14 protein-coding genes are annotated in these 17,140 nt (G+C 62.9%); 11 read left to right on the top strand and 3 right to left on the bottom strand.

Features of this window, described 5'->3' with window-relative positions; translation table 11 throughout:
* The first annotated feature begins 161 nt into the window (after positions 1-161).
* The 3 genes from S6FBBBH3_RS08300 to S6FBBBH3_RS08290 all read left to right on the top strand — a co-directional run bounded on the left by S6FBBBH3_RS08300 (position 162) and on the right by S6FBBBH3_RS08290 (position 4,976).
* Entirely contained in the window at positions 162-1,613 is a 1,452-nt protein-coding gene (locus S6FBBBH3_RS08300) for an amino acid permease (protein WP_120177305.1), read from the top strand.
* A 353-nt stretch (positions 1,614-1,966) separates the two neighbouring features.
* The gene (locus S6FBBBH3_RS08295; RefSeq protein ID WP_123957684.1) at positions 1,967-3,109 is read left to right on the top strand and encodes a porin; all 1,143 of its coding nucleotides are present in this window, start codon (positions 1,967-1,969) and stop codon (positions 3,107-3,109) included.
* Between the two features lie 166 nt (positions 3,110-3,275).
* Entirely contained in the window at positions 3,276-4,976 is a 1,701-nt protein-coding gene (locus S6FBBBH3_RS08290; protein ID WP_120177303.1) for a multiheme c-type cytochrome, read from the top strand.
* Positions 4,977-5,085: 109 nt separating this feature from the next.
* Here S6FBBBH3_RS08290 and S6FBBBH3_RS08285 read toward each other — a convergent pair whose 3' ends face one another.
* Positions 5,086-5,517, bottom strand: coding sequence for a hypothetical protein (locus S6FBBBH3_RS08285; protein ID WP_120177302.1), 432 nt, complete (start codon positions 5,515-5,517; stop codon positions 5,086-5,088).
* A 165-nt stretch (positions 5,518-5,682) separates the two neighbouring features.
* Here S6FBBBH3_RS08285 and tadA point away from each other — a divergent pair, with 165 nt between their 5' ends.
* From tadA to S6FBBBH3_RS08260, 5 genes are all read left to right on the top strand, one after another.
* Positions 5,683-6,726 (top strand): tRNA adenosine(34) deaminase TadA, encoded by a 1,044-nt coding sequence (tadA, locus tag S6FBBBH3_RS08280; RefSeq protein WP_120177301.1) that lies wholly within the window; start codon positions 5,683-5,685, stop codon positions 6,724-6,726.
* Positions 6,723-7,790 (top strand): S66 peptidase family protein, encoded by a 1,068-nt coding sequence (locus S6FBBBH3_RS08275; RefSeq protein WP_120177300.1) that lies wholly within the window; start codon positions 6,723-6,725, stop codon positions 7,788-7,790. The genes tadA and S6FBBBH3_RS08275 overlap by 4 nt, the downstream gene beginning before the upstream one ends.
* Positions 7,791-7,970: 180 nt before the next feature.
* On the top strand, positions 7,971-9,959 hold the full coding sequence (locus S6FBBBH3_RS08270) for a hybrid sensor histidine kinase/response regulator (protein WP_120177299.1): 1,989 nt from the start codon (positions 7,971-7,973) through the stop codon (positions 9,957-9,959).
* A gap of 72 nt (positions 9,960-10,031) precedes the next feature.
* The gene (locus S6FBBBH3_RS08265; protein WP_120177298.1) at positions 10,032-10,532 is read left to right on the top strand and encodes a hypothetical protein; all 501 of its coding nucleotides are present in this window, start codon (positions 10,032-10,034) and stop codon (positions 10,530-10,532) included.
* Positions 10,533-10,682: 150 nt separating this feature from the next.
* Positions 10,683-11,330, top strand: coding sequence for a LysE family translocator (locus tag S6FBBBH3_RS08260; protein ID WP_120177297.1), 648 nt, complete (start codon positions 10,683-10,685; stop codon positions 11,328-11,330).
* 182 nt (positions 11,331-11,512) lie between these two features.
* Here S6FBBBH3_RS08260 and iadA read toward each other — a convergent pair whose 3' ends face one another.
* On the bottom strand, positions 11,513-12,658 hold the full coding sequence (gene iadA / locus S6FBBBH3_RS08255; RefSeq protein WP_120177296.1) for a beta-aspartyl-peptidase: 1,146 nt from the start codon (positions 12,656-12,658) through the stop codon (positions 11,513-11,515).
* A 123-nt stretch (positions 12,659-12,781) separates the two neighbouring features.
* Complete coding sequence (dcuC, locus tag S6FBBBH3_RS08250) at positions 12,782-14,155, bottom strand: C4-dicarboxylate transporter DcuC (protein ID WP_120177295.1); 1,374 nt, start codon at positions 14,153-14,155, stop codon at positions 12,782-12,784.
* Between the two features lie 391 nt (positions 14,156-14,546).
* Between dcuC and S6FBBBH3_RS08245 the strand changes: the two genes are divergently transcribed.
* The 3 genes from S6FBBBH3_RS08245 (at position 14,547) to S6FBBBH3_RS08235 (ending at position 17,043) form a co-directional block, all read left to right on the top strand.
* Entirely contained in the window at positions 14,547-15,308 is a 762-nt protein-coding gene (locus S6FBBBH3_RS08245; protein ID WP_120177294.1) for a basic amino acid ABC transporter substrate-binding protein, read from the top strand.
* Between the two features lie 210 nt (positions 15,309-15,518).
* Entirely contained in the window at positions 15,519-16,274 is a 756-nt protein-coding gene (locus tag S6FBBBH3_RS08240) for an amino acid ABC transporter permease (RefSeq protein ID WP_120177293.1), read from the top strand.
* Positions 16,275-16,287: 13 nt separating this feature from the next.
* Positions 16,288-17,043: an amino acid ABC transporter ATP-binding protein gene (locus tag S6FBBBH3_RS08235; RefSeq protein WP_120177292.1), complete on the top strand. Its 756-nt coding sequence runs from the start codon at positions 16,288-16,290 to the stop codon at positions 17,041-17,043.
* Positions 17,044-17,140 lie beyond the last annotated feature (97 nt).

Genomic DNA, 17,140 nt, shown 5'->3' with positions numbered 1-17,140 from the left:
CCCTCTCTTTGTGCGCACTGTTGTCCTGCGAAGCCGAACGCATCGGCACCTTTCGATAGGAAAAATTAAGTGCTTCTATGTACGGGATAACGAGAGCGGTGCTATTCTCAGAATTTCGTCCCCGATTTCTCGGGGGTTGGTTCCATTCACAGGGAGAGCGCATGGATACAGCGGATTCGGACAACGGGGCTTCGGGCCGATTTCAACGAACGATGAAGGCTCGTCACCTCATCATGCTCTCGCTCGGCGGCGTGATCGGTACGGGGCTCTTCTTTAATACAGGGGGGATGATCGCGTCGGCCGGGGCCTTCGGGACGCTTCTTGCGTACGCCGCGGGGGCGCTCATGATCTACGCCGTGATGCAGAGCTTGGGGGAACTCTCGGTCGCGATGCCCGTGACGGGGAGCATCCACACCTTTGCATCCGCCTTCATTTCGCCCGCCACGGGCTTTACGGCGGCGATGCTCTATATGGTGACGTGGGTGGTGGCGATGGGCACGAACCTCCTCGCCGCCGCCTTCTCGATGGCGTACTGGTTCCCGAACGTCGAAATCTGGATGTGGTGTGCGGTGTTCCTTGCGCTCCTTGCCGTGATGAATTTCTTCTCGACCCGGCTCTTTGCGGAAGGCGAATTCGTCTTTTCGCTCGTCAAGGTCGTGATGATCCAGATCGTGATCCTCTTCGGGGGCCTGGCGATCTTCGGGATTCTGCCGCTCTCGGACGGGTCGCCGACCCCCTACTTCTCGAACATCACGGCGCACGGGTGGTTCCCGAACGGGCTCGCGCCCGTCTTTGCCGCCATGACGACCGTGACGTTTGCATTCCTCGGGACCGAATTGATCGGCGTTGCGGCCGGTGAAACGGAAAGCCCCGAGCACGTCATTCCGATGGCGATCCGTACGACCGTGATCCGTCTCGTGGTTTTCTTTATGGGAACCGTTCTGGTGCTCGCCGCACTCGTTCCGGTTGAAACGGCGGGCGTCACGAAGAGCCCCTTCATCGTCGTTTTCGAACGACTCGGGATTCCGTACGCGACCGACATCCTCAACTTCGTGATCCTCACGGCGGTGCTTTCCGCCGCGAATTCGGGGCTCTACGCCTCGGGCCGCATGATCTGGTCGCTTGCGTACGAGGGGTTGCTTCCGAAGAAACTCGCCGAACAAAACGAGCGGGGCGTTCCCGTGCGGGCGCTCGCCGTAGCGCTTGCGGGCGGGATGCTCGCGCTTCTTTCGGGCGTCTTTGCGGCCGATACGGTTTTGATCGTTTTGACGAGCATCACGGGCTTTTCGGCGCTGATCGTCTGGGGGTCGATTTGCCTCTCGCACTACAACTTCCGCCGCCGTTGGCTGAAGTCGGGGAAGACCTTGGAGATGCTTCGCTACCGGGCGCCCCTTTTCCCGTTCCTCCCGATCCTGGGCGGCCTCATGTGCGCGGGGTCGCTCGTGGGCTTGGCCTTTGACGAGCGGCAGCAGGCGGCGCTCTGGACGGGGATTCCGTTCGTGATCCTCTGCTATGCGATCCATGCGCGGATCGAAAAGCGACGCAAGGCTGCGGCAACGGAGACTGGTTCGCAAACCGCGGGTGCGACGGCGCTCGAAGGTGCGGACGACTGACTCCCGCGAAGGTGAGTCAAAACGGAAGCGGCCGCGGAGGTCGCTGAAAATAAAGGAAAGGGCTCCGGATTCGGGGTCTTTTTCATTTTCCGTCGCAGCAAATCTCGTTTGAGGCTGCTCGATTCGCGATCGTTTGGTGAAAGATGCTTGTCTCGCTTTCCGAGAAATGCTTCGGGGAAAACGGAAGGCGAACGCGCGATCTCCTGCGTATATTTCGCAAACGCCTGCGTATTCACCTCGAACGGGAGATCCGTTCGTAGAACTTGTCTCGGTTTTCGTGCGTGACGCGTACGAGCTGTGTACGAGACGCGCACGTTTTTTCGTTCAACCTCATTTCCCGCAATTTTCCCCACATGACCCCTTTCGCTCCTACCTCGAAGTCTCTTCTCGGCGCGTTGACCGTTGCCGCTCTCGGCCTTGCCTCCGGTGTGCAGGCGGCCGACGTTTCCGTGTACGGCATCCTCGACCTCGGCCTCAACTATCAGCGCGTTGACAACGGGCACGAGACCTCGAACACCTTTCAGATGATGTCGGGCCAGAACGCCATGAGCCGCTTCGGCTTCAAAGGAAGCGAAGATCTCGGGAACGGCCTGAAGCTCGGGTTCGTCCTCGAAAACGGGTTCGACGCCGACAACGGTCAGATGAAGTTCAACCGCCTCTTCTCGCGCGAAGCGCAGGTGAACCTCTCGGGAGACTTCGGTCAGGTGAAGGTCGGCCGACTCGTGAGCTTCCTCTCGGGCTACAACACGACGGGGCTTTTCGGCCCCAAGGTCTCGCCCTTTTCGACGATGTGGGTGGGTGTGCCCGGGCACAAGTCCGTCATGACGGGCGACTTCGTTCCGTACGACAACATGGTGGTCTACCACTCGCCCTCGATCGCGGGCGTCAAGCTCCACGGCGCTTATTCCTTCGGAAACGACACGACGAAAGCGACCGGCCTCGAAGAGGGTTCGGCCGAGGTCGACCGCCTCGCTTCGCTCGCGATGAGTGTCGAACGCGGCCCCGTCTACTTCACGCTCATTTGGGACAAGACCTTCTACGGCAACGAACAGAACGTCGGGCACTTCAAGGACGCCGAACACGTGAGCGCGGGCGGCAACGTGGATTTCGGCTTTGCGAAATTCTTCGCGGCCGCGCAGTGGTTCGACGGCGTGCGCGCGTTGGGCGAAACCGAGCTCGCCGGCAAGGACACGCTCCTTGCGAACGACGCGGGCGTCAAAAGCCTCGACGGCATGACGGGCGCGGGCGTGAACCTTGGGGCCTTGATTCCCGTCTCGGGCGGCCGCCTCAAGCTCAACACCGGCTTCATGAAGGCGGAAAACGCCGACGAGGCCGATCGCGACCTCAAGCGTTGGACGGTTTCCGCGGGCTACGAATATCCCTTGAGCAAGCGCACGTTCGTCTACACGGGCCTCGGCTACATGAACGACAGCTACGGCAAGGCCGAAGACGCCAACCGTCTCGGCTTTGCCTCGGGCATGGTCCACACGTTCTGAGGATTCCGCTCGCACCCCCGACCGAACTCATACCTCAACCTCGAACCCGGGGCCGTCGGCCTCGGGTGTTGCGCATTGTCGGGCTTTTTCGCGCTTTACGCGCCGACCCCGCTTACCTTGCTTTCCCCGGGAAGCGACCCTTCCCGTTCTTTGAGACCCCAACGTCATGAAGCACATTTCCTACGCGCTCCTCACGGCGCTTCTTGCCTCGACCTCGGTTCAGGCCGCGGTCACCTACGACAAACTCGACCAATGGATCGACAAGCACGCTCACTGCTTTGCCTGCCACGACGACGGCGAAGCCATGAAGAAGTGGCTCGTCGACCACAAGGACGAGAGCGAACAGCTTTCGTCGCTCGCTCCGCTGATTCATCAGTACCACTTCCGTGCGGGCCGCGCGCTCGGGACCTGCACGATGTGTCACGGCGACGGCGAGAAGGCTCACTGGAAGATCGACCTCGACAAGAACAACTGCATGGTTTGCCACGACTTTTCGAAGCTCGAAAGCCACAAGGCGTTCGAAAAGCGCGAGGACTGTCAGGGTTGCCACTCCGCCAAGGCGACGGGCGACGTTCACACCGCACGCTACAAGAAGGAGCGCGCCGAGGCCCAGAAGGCGATCGGTCGCGTGACGATCGAAGAGGCGAAGCTCGTTCCCGTCGACGCCGACGCCTGGCGTGTCGATCTGACGCTGCGCGTCGAGGATCGGGAAGGGCGTCTTCTCGGCACCGACGATCCCGCGATCGACTTCCTCACGGTGTACGCCAACTGGGGTGCGCGCACGGGCTTTGTTTCCGCCAAGGGCGTGAAGGTCGACGCGAAGACCGCGCATGCGGGCTCGGACGGCCTCTGGCGCGTTTCGTCGGAACCCTTGCCCGTCAAGGACACCGCGGGCGAAACGGGCGTGGCGTCCGCCGTCTTCGGCTACTGCTTCGACGATGCGGCGAAGCTTGTCGCGTGCACGGACAAGAACGCGCGGCGCAATACGGCCTGGACCGCCTCGGTGAATTTCGACACGGAAGGTCTTGATACGCTCTCGCGCAGCCCCCGCATCGTCTCGAACGAAAAGTGCGGCTCCTGCCACGGTTACGATAAGGCGAGCGACCGGACGAAGATTCGTTGTGGCACCTGCCACGCCGCGGGCACGAAGGCCGCCGCAGGCGCCTCGCGCCACGTTTCGGGGAACGACGGCACGCCCGCCTTCATGAAGCGCGAGCTCGGGCTGGATTCCATTCTCGTCGACCAGAATACGAGCGCGATCTCGGATCTCACGACCTGCGTGACGTGTCACAACGCGAGCGCAGCTCCCACGGCCGTCGTGCGCAACCGCCTGATTGAAAAGGACGATCCGCACTTCGTCGACGAGCTCGTCGTCTCGCACCCGGACTGGAAGGTCTTTGTGCACGCGCATCACGGGAACTTCCGAGCGGGGCAGGCCCAAACGGAGGGCGTGCGTCACGTCACCTACGTCGCGACGCTTTCCAACTGCGCGAAGTGCCATGAGGGCGAAACCTACACGCTCGAGCGCTTGAACCGACTCGGCGACAAGGCGGAGCTCCTTGCGATCGACACCAAGGTCGACCCCGACAACAAGGACCGCAAGGCGCCCGCGACGACGCCCGACCGGTACGCGACGCCCATGGCCGCGACGTGCTACGCCTGCCATGCGAAGGTCGTTGTGGGCGGCAAGGCCCTGTGGAACGAGAAGGCCAAGGAGCACATCCTCGAGATGGGAGGTCTCTTGGGTGCCGAGGTCGATCCGAAGACCGTGAAGCCCGAAAACTGCGCCTCCTGCCACGACGCCGCGAACCTCAAGGCCGCCCACGGCAAAGCGCCGAAGGCGCCGACCGCCGTCTACAAGGAATAAGGACGCGGTTCGGATCCGACCGCAAGGAGTAACTCCTTTGCGGTCGGATCCGAACCATGCATGTCGATGCTCGGGGGGCGGGAAGGAATGCTCCCCGATGCGGCGAAAATCAGCCGCGCGGCTTCAGAAGGTCCGTGATCGTAATCGGCAGCACGGGCGAGGTGCGGCGTTTCAACTCGTCTTGGATGAGACGCGAGGCAAGGCTCTGGAGCGTGTCTTGAAGGCCCGTTTTCGGGTCTTTCACGAGGACCGCGAGCGCGGGCTTCGAGCACTTGCGAAGAACGAGGTTGGAGAGCGTACGCTGCGCGGCCGACTCGACGGCCTTCGTCTTCTCGGCGGGAATCGGCTGTACGGCGCGTGCGGCCGAGGTTTTGCCGAGCGCCACGTACGCCCACTGGATGAGCACCTTTTGGTCGTCGGCCGTCATGTTGGTGTGGAGACACTCGGCCAAAGCGTCGCTCTGGGGCGAAGCGTGGGCTGCGGGTAGAATGAGTGCCGAAACGAGGCCGGCGAAAACGACCGAGAGAAAAGAGCGGCGCATGAAGTTCCCCGCAGAAAAGTGTTTTCAACGGCTGACATTGTAGCGTGACGGTCGCGACGGATGCGAACGCCGCGAGCGGCGGGCCGCGAGTCGATCGACATAAGCGACGCCCGAAAACGCACCCGATCGCGGAACCTCGCGCTTTTTCCCCGGAGACTTTTTTCCATGTACGCCTACGTTGTCCGCGACTACACGCTCAGCGACCTCGAACGCTTCGTCGCCCTCTCGATTCGTCGGGGGAGTACGCTCGCGTCGATCGAGAAAAACGACCCGACGCTTGCCGATTTGAAGTGCGTGGCGGGAGCGGCGCTTCTCTTTTGGCCCGCAAAACCCGAAGGCGCACCGCTCACGGACGCCGAGGTCGAGCGCGCGACCGCGCGTTTTTTGGCGGAAGCGGGCGACTGGCTGAAGGCTGTGCCCGCCGAAGTGGGCGCGCTTTGCGAGCGCTTTTCGCTCGCGGAACGCACGAATCTCGAGAGCGAGCCTCACGGGCTTTACCGGTCGCAGCTCGAACCGATGCCGGGCGTCACGGCCTCGCGCCTCCTCGACGAATTGGAAAGCGCCCGCACGATCCTTGCCGAGCGCCGCGCGCGCCGCATCGAAGCGCTTCGGGAAAAGAACCGCACCGTGAATTCGGGGGCGCCCTCGGTCGATCCGGAGGCGGACGTGCGTTTCATGCGGGAGGCGCTTGAGGAAGCGCAACGGGCGGCCGACGCGGGCGAAGTGCCCGTCGGGGCCGTGCTCGTCAAGGACGGGAAGGTGGTCGCTCGCGGCGGCAACCGCACGATCCGCGATCGGGACCCGACCGCGCACGCCGAAGTGCTCGTGCTGCGCGAGGCCGCGCGGCTCCTTGACAACCACCGACTCGAAGGGCTGTCGCTCTACGTCACGCTCGAACCCTGCCCGATGTGTGCGGGTGCGATTGCGGAAGCGCGCCTGGAGCGGCTCGTTTTCGGTGCGGGCGACCCGAAAAAGGGCGCCGCGGGCGGAGCCTTTTCGCTCTTCGACGTCCCCGGGGTGAATCACCGCCCGTGGGTGACGACGGGGGTGTTGAAAGCGGAGTCGGAGCGGATGCTGAAGGACTTTTTCGAAGCGCGTCGAAGCGAAAAGCGTGCGGCGTCCGTTGCTTCTCAGGGAGCCTCCGCGGAGGAGCCCCGGTGCACGTGTTGCGCTCACGCGCACCCCGACGCCGAAGGAGCCGACCGATGAGCGAGGCTTCCTCGAAACCCTTGAATTCTTCCGCGACGGAAACCGCACGCGCCTTCCCGCGCATTCGCATCACGGCCCCTTCGCGGCAGATGATCCGAGCGGACGGCTCGATCGACGAGGAACGTCGCGCGGCGTGTCTCGAAAACCTCAAGGCGCTCCTTCCCGATGGGAAAATTCGTCTGCCCGATGCGACCCGCGGCAATGTCGCGCGCTTTGCGGGGACGGACGACGTGCGCCTTCGCGACTTCACGGAAGCGATGACGGACGCCGACACGGACCTGGTGCTTGCGCTTCGCGGTGGGTACGGCGCTTCGCGCCTTTTGCGCGAAATCGATTGGAAGTTGCTCGAGCGCGATCGCGCGCCATTCATGGGGTATTCGGACGCGACGGCACTTCAAATTGCGCTCTATACGAAGACGCGCCGAGCGTCCTGGCACGGACCCACGTTCTCGTCCTTCGACCGGCCGAGCGATCTCACGGTCGAAGGGTTTCTGAAAGCCCTGACAACGCTCGACGGGAAGGAACCCCGGAAAGAATTTGAGGTCGGGTTTTCGGCCCGCACCGTCGGTCGATTCGAAAGACGTCCGGCACCCGCCGAGCGCACCGCTTTCGAAGGTCGCCTTTGGGGCGGGAACCTTGCGATGACGACGGCGCTCGTCGGAACCCCGTGGCTTGACCCCGAAGCCTTCCGCGGGGGGATCCTTTTTCTCGAAGAAGTGGGCGAGAGCGCCTATCGGATCGAGCGGATGCTCCTCACGCTCCGTGACGCGGGGATTTTGGAGACGCAGCGCGCGATTCTTTTCGGGGGCATTACCGGGGCGGACCGCGCCGTGTCGTTTCCCGGAGACTTCGCGCTTGCGGACGCGTTCGACTTCATTACGTCGGACCCGAAGATGCCGCCCGTCCTTACGGGCTTTCCGATGGGGCACGGGGCCGACAAACACGCGCTTCCCGCGGGGTGCCGGGTGCGGTTGGAGCTCGAAGCCGAAGAAAACTTGGCAGCCGAGACGGCGGGCGAGCGTCGGGCGGTGTTGCGGGCCTTGGAGGTGCCCGGACGGATTTGACGGGCCGCCGTGACGGCGGTTGACTTCTCCCGGAATAAGCGCCCCTTCGCGACGCCGGACGGTCGTAAGCCCGGACGTTGCCGCCCCGGCGCATTTCCTGTACCTTGTCCTTTTTCCGACGCGGGGCGCACGGCTCTCAACGCAGCCCGCGCCCCCGAAGCTTTTCGCTGTTTTCCGATCATGTACGACGACAAAACCGACGGCTTGCCCGAGCGACGCACGAGCAAGCGCCGGAAAACCAAGCAGTTTCTGAAGGCCTTCTTCCTTGCGCCCGCCGCGCGTCCCATCACGGCGCGCACGCTCGTGAAGCTCATTCTCGCGTCGCTCAAACTCCACCCCGTAGCGCTTGCGGCGCAGTTTGCGGGGATCATCGCCTTTGCGGTGATGTTTCGGCAAAGCGACGTGAACGCCGTCTTTCTCACCGTCTGGTGCGTGTTCGGCCTCGCACACTTTTATTTTTCGCTTCACTTCGTGCGGCTTTTCTGGCGCGATCGGGACCGCGTGGCGCGCGTGCGGGTGTGGATCCGACGGTGGATGGTGTTGGCGGTCTCAGCGGGCATCATCTGGGGTGTGGCGGGCGCCGCTTTCATCGTGCCCGTCAAGGGGATCGAACAGGTCGTGACCGTCGCCGTGATCGTGGCGGTGACGTTTGCGAGTTGGCCGGTGTATTCGTGCTGGATGCCGTCGTTGACCGCGTTCACGCTCTTGTCGCTCACACCCCTCACGATTTCCGTTGCGGCGCAATATGGCGTGAGCCAAACCGCCATGGCACTCGTGATCATCGCCGTAACGGTCTTCATTCTTTATTCGGGGCGGAAACTGAACGAGATGGTCCTCTCGTCGATCCTCACCGACGCCGAAAACCGGCGTCTTGTGGAGCGCCTCAAAACCGAAATCAACCGCGCCGAAAGCGCCCGCCGCGCTACCGAAGCCGTGAGCGAGCAGCGCGCGCGCTTTTTCGCAGCCGCGAACCACGACTTGCGCCAGCCCCTTCAGGCGATGGGGATTTGTCTCGATATTCTGAAGCGGCGCGCCACGCCCGAAACGGCTCCGATCATCGCGCACCTCACGAGCACCTCGAATTCGATCTCGACGCTCGTCGAGCAGGTCCTTGAAGTGACGCGGATGGAATTCGGGAAATTGGAACTTCACGTCGAGCAGGTGGACCTTACGGCGCTCCTCGAAGAGTTCGAGCAGGAATTCGGCCCCGTCGCGAGGGAAAAGGGGATTCGCTTCCGTATCCGTCCGATTCCCGTGACCGTTTCGACGGACCCGCAGCTTTTGCGTCGGGCGCTTCGCAACCTCGTCTCGAACGCCATCCGTTATACGGACGAAACGCGCCCGAATGCGGAAGTGGTTTTGGCGTTGCGCCGTCGCGGCACGAGCCGCGTCGAAATCGGGGTCTACGACGCCGGCCCGGGGCTTTCGCGCGAAGACAAAGCGCGCATTTTCGACACCTTCTACCGCGGCTCGGCCGGGAAGGCCCGCCCGGGGACGGGGTTCGGCCTCGGGCTCTCGATCGTGAAGGGGATCTGCCGCGAGCTCGGGATCACCCTTTCCGTGGGCTCGCACCTCGGACGCGGGAGCGTCTTTCGCCTGTGCCTGGAGGTGAGCGAAGCCGAACAGGTGCGGCTCTGCTCGCAAAAGGTCGTGCGCGCCGCGGCCGTGGGGCGCTTGTCGGGCCCGATCGCGCTCGTCGAAGACAACGCCTTCGTGCGCGAAGCGCTCGGCTCGACCCTCGAAAGTCTGGGAGCCGAGGTGCTCGCGTACGAGTTGCCGGACGACGAGGCGTGCCGCAAACTCGCCTCGATCGAAAACCTCCGGCTCCTCTCGGACTACAACCTCGGCGACGACCGCCCGACGGGCCTTGACATCGCGGGGCGGATCGAAAAGCTCAAAGGCACGAGGCTTCCCGCCGTGGTGCTCACGGCCGTGGCGCGCGATTTGATCGAGGCGCGTTTCGAGCGGCCGGAGGCGGGCGACACGATGCCCGCGACCCTTCCGCGGATCCTTCAGAAGCCCGCTTCGGTGGAGGCGATCGTGAACGCGTTGAATGCGGTTTCGGCGCCTTCGACGGATACGACCGACACGACCGAATCGTCCGACTCGAAGGCAGCGCCCGAACCCGTCGCGAACGATTCGACTTCCGCGAGCGAACCGCAGTCCTGATCACAACATCGGGCGGCGCGTTCCGCCCGCGCACTCTTTTCCGTTTTCCACGAATCGAAGAATTTTCAACCCATGTTTTCCGACACGACGTCCTCCCCCGACGAATTCGCCCTCGAAGAAGCCGCCCGCATCCGCATGATGCTAGGCACCGCACGCTTGGAGCGGCTGGATACCGACGAAGAAGCGGCGCTCCGCTTGCGGCTTCCCCTTTGGCTCGAACTTCTCGAGCGCGGACTCGGCGCCAAGGTGCCGACCCTCACCGACGAAGCGCTCGACGCGATGCGCGGGCTCCTTGAAGAACTGCACCGTCCGCTCGCGACGGACGAGGGCGAAGTTCCGTTCGACGAAACGAAGCACCTCCCCTGGCTCAAAGAATTCGCGCTCGAAGCGAAGCTTTTCCCCGAGGCCGGGGAACTCCGTCGGGCGCGCGAAGCGGTCGAGGCGCACTACAACGACGGGGAGCCCTTCACCGTGCTTCGGTGGCTCGCGATGGTGGCGGACGCCTACGACGCAGCCGCACGTCATGAAAGCCGCGAGGAACACGAACAAACCGACCGATACGATAATGAGTGACGAGCGAGCGGTGAGCATTGCGACCGGACGGAGGCCCCAACCTGAAAACCCATAAAAAGGCCTCGTCTCTGTCCGTTCCGTCCCGTCGCGAGAACGCCGCTCAAGCTCTCACACCCTCGATTTTTCCCACACGTTCCCAGGAGTCCCCCCGTGTCCCACCTTTTCGCGCTTTTTCTCGTCACGAGCCTCGCGAACATTCTGACGCCGGGGCTCGGCGTGGTCATGATCGTCACGTTCGCCGCCGCCTGGGGCTGGCGCCGCACGCTTTGGGGCTGCGCCGGGACGGCGGTCGGGATTGCGATCCTCTTTGCGGTGGCGATGTCGGGGGTCGGGGTGGTGCTCGCCACGAGCCCGCTTCTTTTTGCCGCCGTGAAGCTTGCGGGCGCGGGCTTTCTCGTCTGGCTCGGCCTCAAAACCTTGCGGCGCAAAGCCCCCGCCGTGGTCGATCCCGCGAAGGCGAAAGAGTCGCGCGAACCCGCCGAGACGCGCTTTTCGCTCTTTTGGAAGTGCGTCGTTTTGCAGCTCACGAACCCGCAGCCCGTCGTCTTCGCGGTTTCGGTGCTGCCGCAGTTCGTCGATCCGAAGCTTCCCTACGTCCCGCAGGCGGTGCTGCTGACCTCCACCTACGCGCTCCTCGTTTTCGTCTGCATGGTGGGGTACGCCCTTCTCGCAGGTCGGGCGCGCGACTTTCTCCTGCGGGGACGCGGCCCGCAGCTCATGTACCGCGTGAGCGGCACGGTCTTTCTTCTCATTGCCGTCATCGTCGCGGGAACGACGATTGCGGGCTTGATCGGCTGATCGAGCCTCGGGACGCTCGCCCGGTTGAGCTCCTCAACTCTTTAGATTTCGAATCCGGAAAATCGAAACACCCAAGAATTTCTCAAAACGAAAAAGGGCGCCGACCTTCGAGGTCGACGCCCTTTGAAGTCCTTTGACTGCTTTGACGTCAAGGTGCCGTCAAAGCACTCGGACGCGTCCGATTATTCTTCGAACGTCCCCTTCACGACCACTTCGCCGTCGCGCATCATGACGCGGCCGCGGGCGACGACGTCGGTAAGCGTGAAGTCTTCCGTGAAGAGACAGGCGTTGCCGCAGGCACCCTTCGCGACGACGCCCTGGTCCGCGAGGCCCAAGGCCGAGGCGACGTTCGACGTGACGAAGGGGAGGGCCTTTTCGATCGCCATGCCGTAGTCGCCGACGAGGCGCTTGAAGGCAAGGAGGTTTCCTTCGACGCCGCCCACGCCGAGACCCGCCATTTCGCCCTTTTCGTTGAAGCGCGGCACGGACCCGTGACCGTCGGTCGAGAGCGTGATGAGCTTCGGGTCGACGCCCGCTTCGAGAGCGGCGAGAACGGCAAGCGACGCGTTATCAAAGCAGCAGGAGGCCCCCGTCGTGATGTCGATGTGGCCGCCCTTCAAGGCAAACTCAACCGCGGCGTCGAAGACGTGACGGATGCGGCCGCAGTGGGTCGGACGGATGTGGCGAATCGGGAACCCGCGCGCGACGATTTCGTCGAACATCGCAAAGGCGCCCGGGATGTTCCCGAGGTGAATGTGAAGGAACCCGGTTTTGCCCGCAATCATGCCGCCCACGCGGATGTCGGCGAGAAGCGCGAGCACCTGCTGGGTCGTGGGGAAGGAGCTGCGGTGGTCGCCGAGCGCGATCTTGACGCCGAGGACTTCAGGAACGAAGAAGAGGTCGTTCGCGACGGAATCCGTGAGGGTCGTGGCGGGGTAGCGGTAGTTCGACGTGTACATCCAGGCGGAAACGCCTTCCGTCTTGAGGGCGCGCACCTTGGCGAGAAGGTTCGGAATGGAGCGCGTGGTGAAGTCCGTGCCCGAGACGCCGACGACGCTCGTCGTCCCCGACTTGATGAGTTCGGAGAGGACGAGCTCGGGCGTGCGGGTCGCGGGGCCGCCTTCGCCGCCGCCGCCCGTCACGTGGATGTGCTGATCGAAAAAGCCCGGCGTCAGAATGCGGCCCGAAGCGTCGATCGTTTCGAGGTCGGGAAGGTCGCACGTGAGGTCGGGCCCGATCGCGGCGATCTGTTCGCCGACCATCAGAACGTTCTGACGACCGAGGTCGTTCGGGGCGAAGACGCGGGCGTTTTTAATGAGAAGAGCCATGTCGAATTCTCCGAAAGGGGGGTGATGGAGTCGAATGTGAAAGTCGATTCGCGAAGGCCCCGCCGCGATACTCGTGAAAGAGCCGCGGCGGAGTCCGTTGCGAGGTCGGAAAGGTCAAAGAGCTCAGAGGAGCGCGGCCGAGGCGATCACGTTCACGGTGAGCGCAAGGAGCATCACGGGCACCGTGCGGCGCACGATGTCAAAGGGCGTAAGGCCCGCAATACCCGCGACGGCGATGATGACGCCCGCGATCGGGCACATCGTACGGGCAATCCCCGCAGAGAGCTGCACGGGAACGGCAAGCACCGCGGTGCTGATCCCGACGCTCGCGGCGGCTTCGGGAAGAAGGGGCGAGAACGCGAAGAAGGCGGCGTTCCCGGAGCCCGTCACGACGGTCGCGACGACCATGATCGCGAGCATCACGAGCAGCATCACCCAGACGCCCGCGGATTCCATCGAGGCCGCGGCCTGAATGAGGGCGGTGACGCCGCCCAACTTATTCATACCGAGCGCAAAGAGTTCCGCGCAGCAGATGAGACCCACGGTCGAGGTGAAGACCTTCCCCATCCCTTCGAAAACGGCCTGGGTCGAGGCGCAGCAGTCCTTGAAGGAGCGCTTCGTGAGGAGGTCGACGAAGAAGGCGATGAGAATCGACACGATGATCCCCGTCTGAAGCGAAAGCTTCACGTCGGCGTAGACCATCGGAGAAAAGACGATGAGAAGGAACAGTGGCAGCATCGGGAGGATCGCGTAATGCGCGGGACCCGCACCTTCGAAGGCCTTCGCGATGTCCTGCTTTTCTTCCGCGGGACCGTTCGCAAGCTTCATCGCGTCGCGACGGTCGAACCAGCGCTGCACGAAGAAGTGCCCGATCGCAACCGACGCGATGACGCAAAGCGCAACCGGAATCTGGCTCGTGACGAAGTAGGTGACGACGTCAACCTGCATCAGGTCGGCGGCACGCATGGCGTTCGACGACGCGGGACCGAGGTCGAGACAGCAGGTCGATCCGATCACGGCCGCGGCGGAGGCGCGCGAAACGCCGAGTGCGACGAGAAGCGGATAAACGGACGCCATGAGAAGAAGACCGAGACCCACGGCGGAATTGATGAAGAGCGCCATGAATTGGCCCACCACGTACGTGACGGCAAGAAGCACGTAGGGAGAGCGAATGGCCTGAAGGGGCTTCACACAGAGCTTCACGAGCGCCTTCGAAGCGCCGATGCGGTCCATGTAGACCGAGAAGCCCGCGATCAACATGATGTTGAGGCCGAGGCCGGGCAAGCGCGAACGCATGAGCGCCGTGAAGGCTTCCCCGAGGTCAAAGCCGAAGAAGTTCGTCGACTTGTCGGCCGCCACGGGCATCGTGCCCGTCGCCGCGGCGCACACGAGCATCACGAAGCCCGCGAGCAGGAGAACGATCGGCGGGTAGTAGTTTTTGAGCACGCAGTAGGCGACGACCGCCACGACCGCGAGCGTAATCAGGATTCCGAGCATCGGGAGAGTCCTTTACGAGGGTTGGAGTTGGTTGAAAATCGGGCCGAAACCGCATAAACGGGTTGCGCGTATTCTAGGGACTCTTCCTACCGACCGCCACGCGTGAAAACCCGAACGCGGTGTTCGAAGGAACTGGGTTTCGAGGCCTGTTTGCGGGCGATAAACACCACCCTTTTGTCGACAAATTCCATGAAAATCAGGTTTTTCCCGTAACGGGGAGGGCCTCGGACAAAGAAAGGCGTTTTCGAATTTGACCCTTGGGGCGTCGCCGTCGGAGAATGCCCCGAAGCTCGTCGGGGAAAAGGCGCCTTTCCTTTTCCTTCCCTCTTTCCGAAAAACCGGCGAGCCCTCGATTTTTCGTTTTTTCCCTCATCGCTTTGGAGCCCAGCCCATGAAGCTCAAGTCCCTTCTCGCCGCCGCCGTCGTGGCGGGTGCTTTCGCCTCGACCTTTGCTCAGGCCGCCGAATACGTGGTCGGTACCGGAGCGACCTACCGTCCCTTCGAATACGAAACCCCCAACAAGGAACTCGTCGGCTTCGACGTCGACCTCATGAAGGAAATCGCCAAGGCTGGGGGCTTTGAAGTGAAGTTCGTCAACACGCCCTGGGACGGCATCTTCGCCGCGCTCAACAACGGCGACCGAGACATCATCATGTCGGGGATCACGATTACCGACAAGCGCAAGGAAGTCGTCGATTTCGCCCGTCCCTACTTCCTCGCCCATCAGCTGATCCTCACGAACAAGAACCTTGAGATCAAGTCCCTGAAGGAACTCGACGGGAAGCTTATCGCCGTCGTGAACGCCTCCGCGGGCGACATCGCCGCCTCGAACGCCTTCGGGAAGTCGTCCCCCAACATCCGCCGTTTCGACAATACGCCCCTTGCGCTTGAAGAGCTCAACAACAGCGGCGTCGATGCCATGATCGGCGACGTGGGCGTTCTTCAGTACTACGCGAAGCAGAATCCCGAGAAGCAGTTCAACCAGTGCCGCGATCCGGGCTTTGAAGAACAGTACTTCGGCATCGGCATCGCCAAGGGCAACAAGGAAGTGCTCGACGCCGTGAACAAGGGCCTCGAAGCCGCCATTGCCTCGGGCGCTTACAACGAGGTCTATAAGAAGTGGTTCGGCACGGACGCGCCGAAGCTGCCGTAATTCCGTAATTCCCATGAGATCCCCCGAGGGGAGGGGCTTGCGCTTCCCCCGGAGGGTCGAAAACGGGTGAAAACCGGCTGAAAAGGGCGTTCCGCTCGGGCGGACGCCCTTTCGGGTATTTCGGACGTCGGTCGTCCGACCCGCCCGACCCGCCGAAATCCCGATTTCGCCCATCTCCCTTTGCTTTCAACCCAACCAAGTCACCAAGTCATGTTCGGATTTCGCTCCGACGTCATCGTCGAATACTGGCCGCTCTTTTTGAACGGCGCCTGGATGACCGTGAAAATCACGATCGTCTGCGTGCTCCTCGGTCTCATTCTCGGGACGCTTCTCGGCATGGGGCGCCTCGCTTCCGCTCGTACGGCGGCCGCGAACGCCCTCCTTCACTACGGCGTTCGTTGGCCGATCGCGGTCTACGTGAGCTTTTTCCGCGGCACGCCCCTTTTCGTGCAGATCTTTCTCATGCACTTTGCGGTGCTGCCGCTCTTTATTCATCCGGTCGACGGCCTTTTGATCGACGGGTCGCTCGCGCGCGACATCCGCAGCCAGTACGGGGCGGTGCTCGCAGGCGTCTGTGCGATTACGTTGAATGCCGGAGCCTACATGTCGGAAGTCTTCCGTGCGGGGATTCAGTCGCTTGACAAAGGCCAGATGGAAAGCGCGCGCAGCCTCGGGATGAGTTACGGGCAGGCGATGCGGCACATCATTCTCCCGCAGGCCTTCCGTCGGATGCTCCCCGCACTCGGCAACAACGCGATCGCGATTCTGAAGGATTCGTCGCTCATCTCCGCGATCGGCCTCGCGGAACTCGCCTACGCCGCCCGCACCGTCGCGGGCGCCTCGGCCCGCTACTGGGAACCCTACATTACGATTTCCTGCGTCTACTGGGTGATGACGCTCCTTTTGGCTTACGGCATCCGCCGACTCGAAGCGCACCTCGGCAAGGGCGACGAAGGTTTGAAGTGAGGATCAAAAGAAAATGACAACGACTCCTGCCGCCGACATCCGACCGATCGTCGAAATCCGAGGGCTCAAAAAGGTGTTCGGCGACCACACCGTGCTCGAACACATCGACTTCGCCGTCCGACCGGGCGAAAAAGTCGTGGTGCTCGGGCCCTCGGGTTCGGGGAAAAGCACGATGCTCCGCTGCATCAACGCGCTTGAGACCGTCACCTCGGGCGAAATTGTCGTGAACGGCGTTTCGGTCACGGACCCGAAGACGAACCTCAACGTGCTCCGAGAACACCTCGGGATGGTCTTTCAGCGCTTCAACCTGTGGCCCCACAAGACGGTGCTCGAAAACGTCATGCTCGCCCAGGAAATCGTTCTCGGGCGCTCGAAGGCGGACGCGAAGGCGCGCGCTCTGAAGCTTCTCGACAAAGTGGGCCTTTCCGCGAAAGCGGACGCTTACCCCGCGAGCCTTTCGGGCGGACAGCAGCAGCGCGTGGCGATTGCGCGGGCGCTCGCGATGGATCCGAAGGTGATGCTCTTTGACGAGCCGACCTCCGCACTTGACCCCGAACTCGTGGGCGAAGTGCTCGCGGTGATGAAGAAGCTCGCGGAATCCGGCATGACGATGATCGTCGTCACGCACGAAATCGGCTTCGCGCGCGAGGTCGCCGACCGCGTGGTCTTCATGGACGGAGGCCGCATCGTCGAAGAGGGTCAGCCCGACGAGGTGCTCGCCAATCCGAAGGAAGAGCGTACGCGCACCTTCCTCGCGCGCGTGCTCTGACGCGAAACGGGACGCTCGGCAAAGAAGAAAAGCCCGGTCGGCATGAACGACCGGGCTTTTTGAATTTCAATACGTCCCGACGGGCAAGACGCAGGTG

Source organism: Sutterella megalosphaeroides (assembly GCF_003609995.1).
Taxonomy (GTDB): Bacteria; Pseudomonadota; Gammaproteobacteria; order Burkholderiales; family Burkholderiaceae_F; genus Sutterella; species Sutterella megalosphaeroides.
This window is presented reverse-complemented; position numbering and strand designations above follow the sequence as displayed.

Excerpts from the sequence above, each read along its gene's own strand:
- S6FBBBH3_RS08290 (WP_120177303.1), top strand. The coding sequence starts at position 3,276 with ATGAAGCACATTTCCTACGCGCTCCTCACGGCGCTTCTTGCCTCGACC.
- S6FBBBH3_RS08245 (WP_120177294.1), top strand. The coding sequence starts at position 14,547 with ATGAAGCTCAAGTCCCTTCTCGCCGCCGCCGTCGTGGCGGGTGCTTTC.
- iadA (WP_120177296.1), bottom strand. The coding sequence starts at position 12,658 with ATGGCTCTTCTCATTAAAAACGCCCGCGTCTTCGCCCCGAACGACCTC.
- S6FBBBH3_RS08275 (WP_120177300.1), top strand. The coding sequence starts at position 6,723 with ATGAGCGAGGCTTCCTCGAAACCCTTGAATTCTTCCGCGACGGAAACC.
- S6FBBBH3_RS08270 (WP_120177299.1), top strand. The coding sequence starts at position 7,971 with ATGTACGACGACAAAACCGACGGCTTGCCCGAGCGACGCACGAGCAAG.
- S6FBBBH3_RS08240 (WP_120177293.1), top strand. The coding sequence starts at position 15,519 with ATGTTCGGATTTCGCTCCGACGTCATCGTCGAATACTGGCCGCTCTTT.
- dcuC (WP_120177295.1), bottom strand. The coding sequence starts at position 14,155 with ATGCTCGGAATCCTGATTACGCTCGCGGTCGTGGCGGTCGTCGCCTAC.
- S6FBBBH3_RS08300 (WP_120177305.1), top strand. The coding sequence starts at position 162 with ATGGATACAGCGGATTCGGACAACGGGGCTTCGGGCCGATTTCAACGA.
- S6FBBBH3_RS08265 (WP_120177298.1), top strand. The coding sequence starts at position 10,032 with ATGTTTTCCGACACGACGTCCTCCCCCGACGAATTCGCCCTCGAAGAA.
- S6FBBBH3_RS08235 (WP_120177292.1), top strand. The coding sequence starts at position 16,288 with ATGACAACGACTCCTGCCGCCGACATCCGACCGATCGTCGAAATCCGA.
- S6FBBBH3_RS08285 (WP_120177302.1), bottom strand. The coding sequence starts at position 5,517 with ATGCGCCGCTCTTTTCTCTCGGTCGTTTTCGCCGGCCTCGTTTCGGCA.
- tadA (WP_120177301.1), top strand. The coding sequence starts at position 5,683 with ATGTACGCCTACGTTGTCCGCGACTACACGCTCAGCGACCTCGAACGC.
- S6FBBBH3_RS08295 (WP_123957684.1), top strand. The coding sequence starts at position 1,967 with ATGACCCCTTTCGCTCCTACCTCGAAGTCTCTTCTCGGCGCGTTGACC.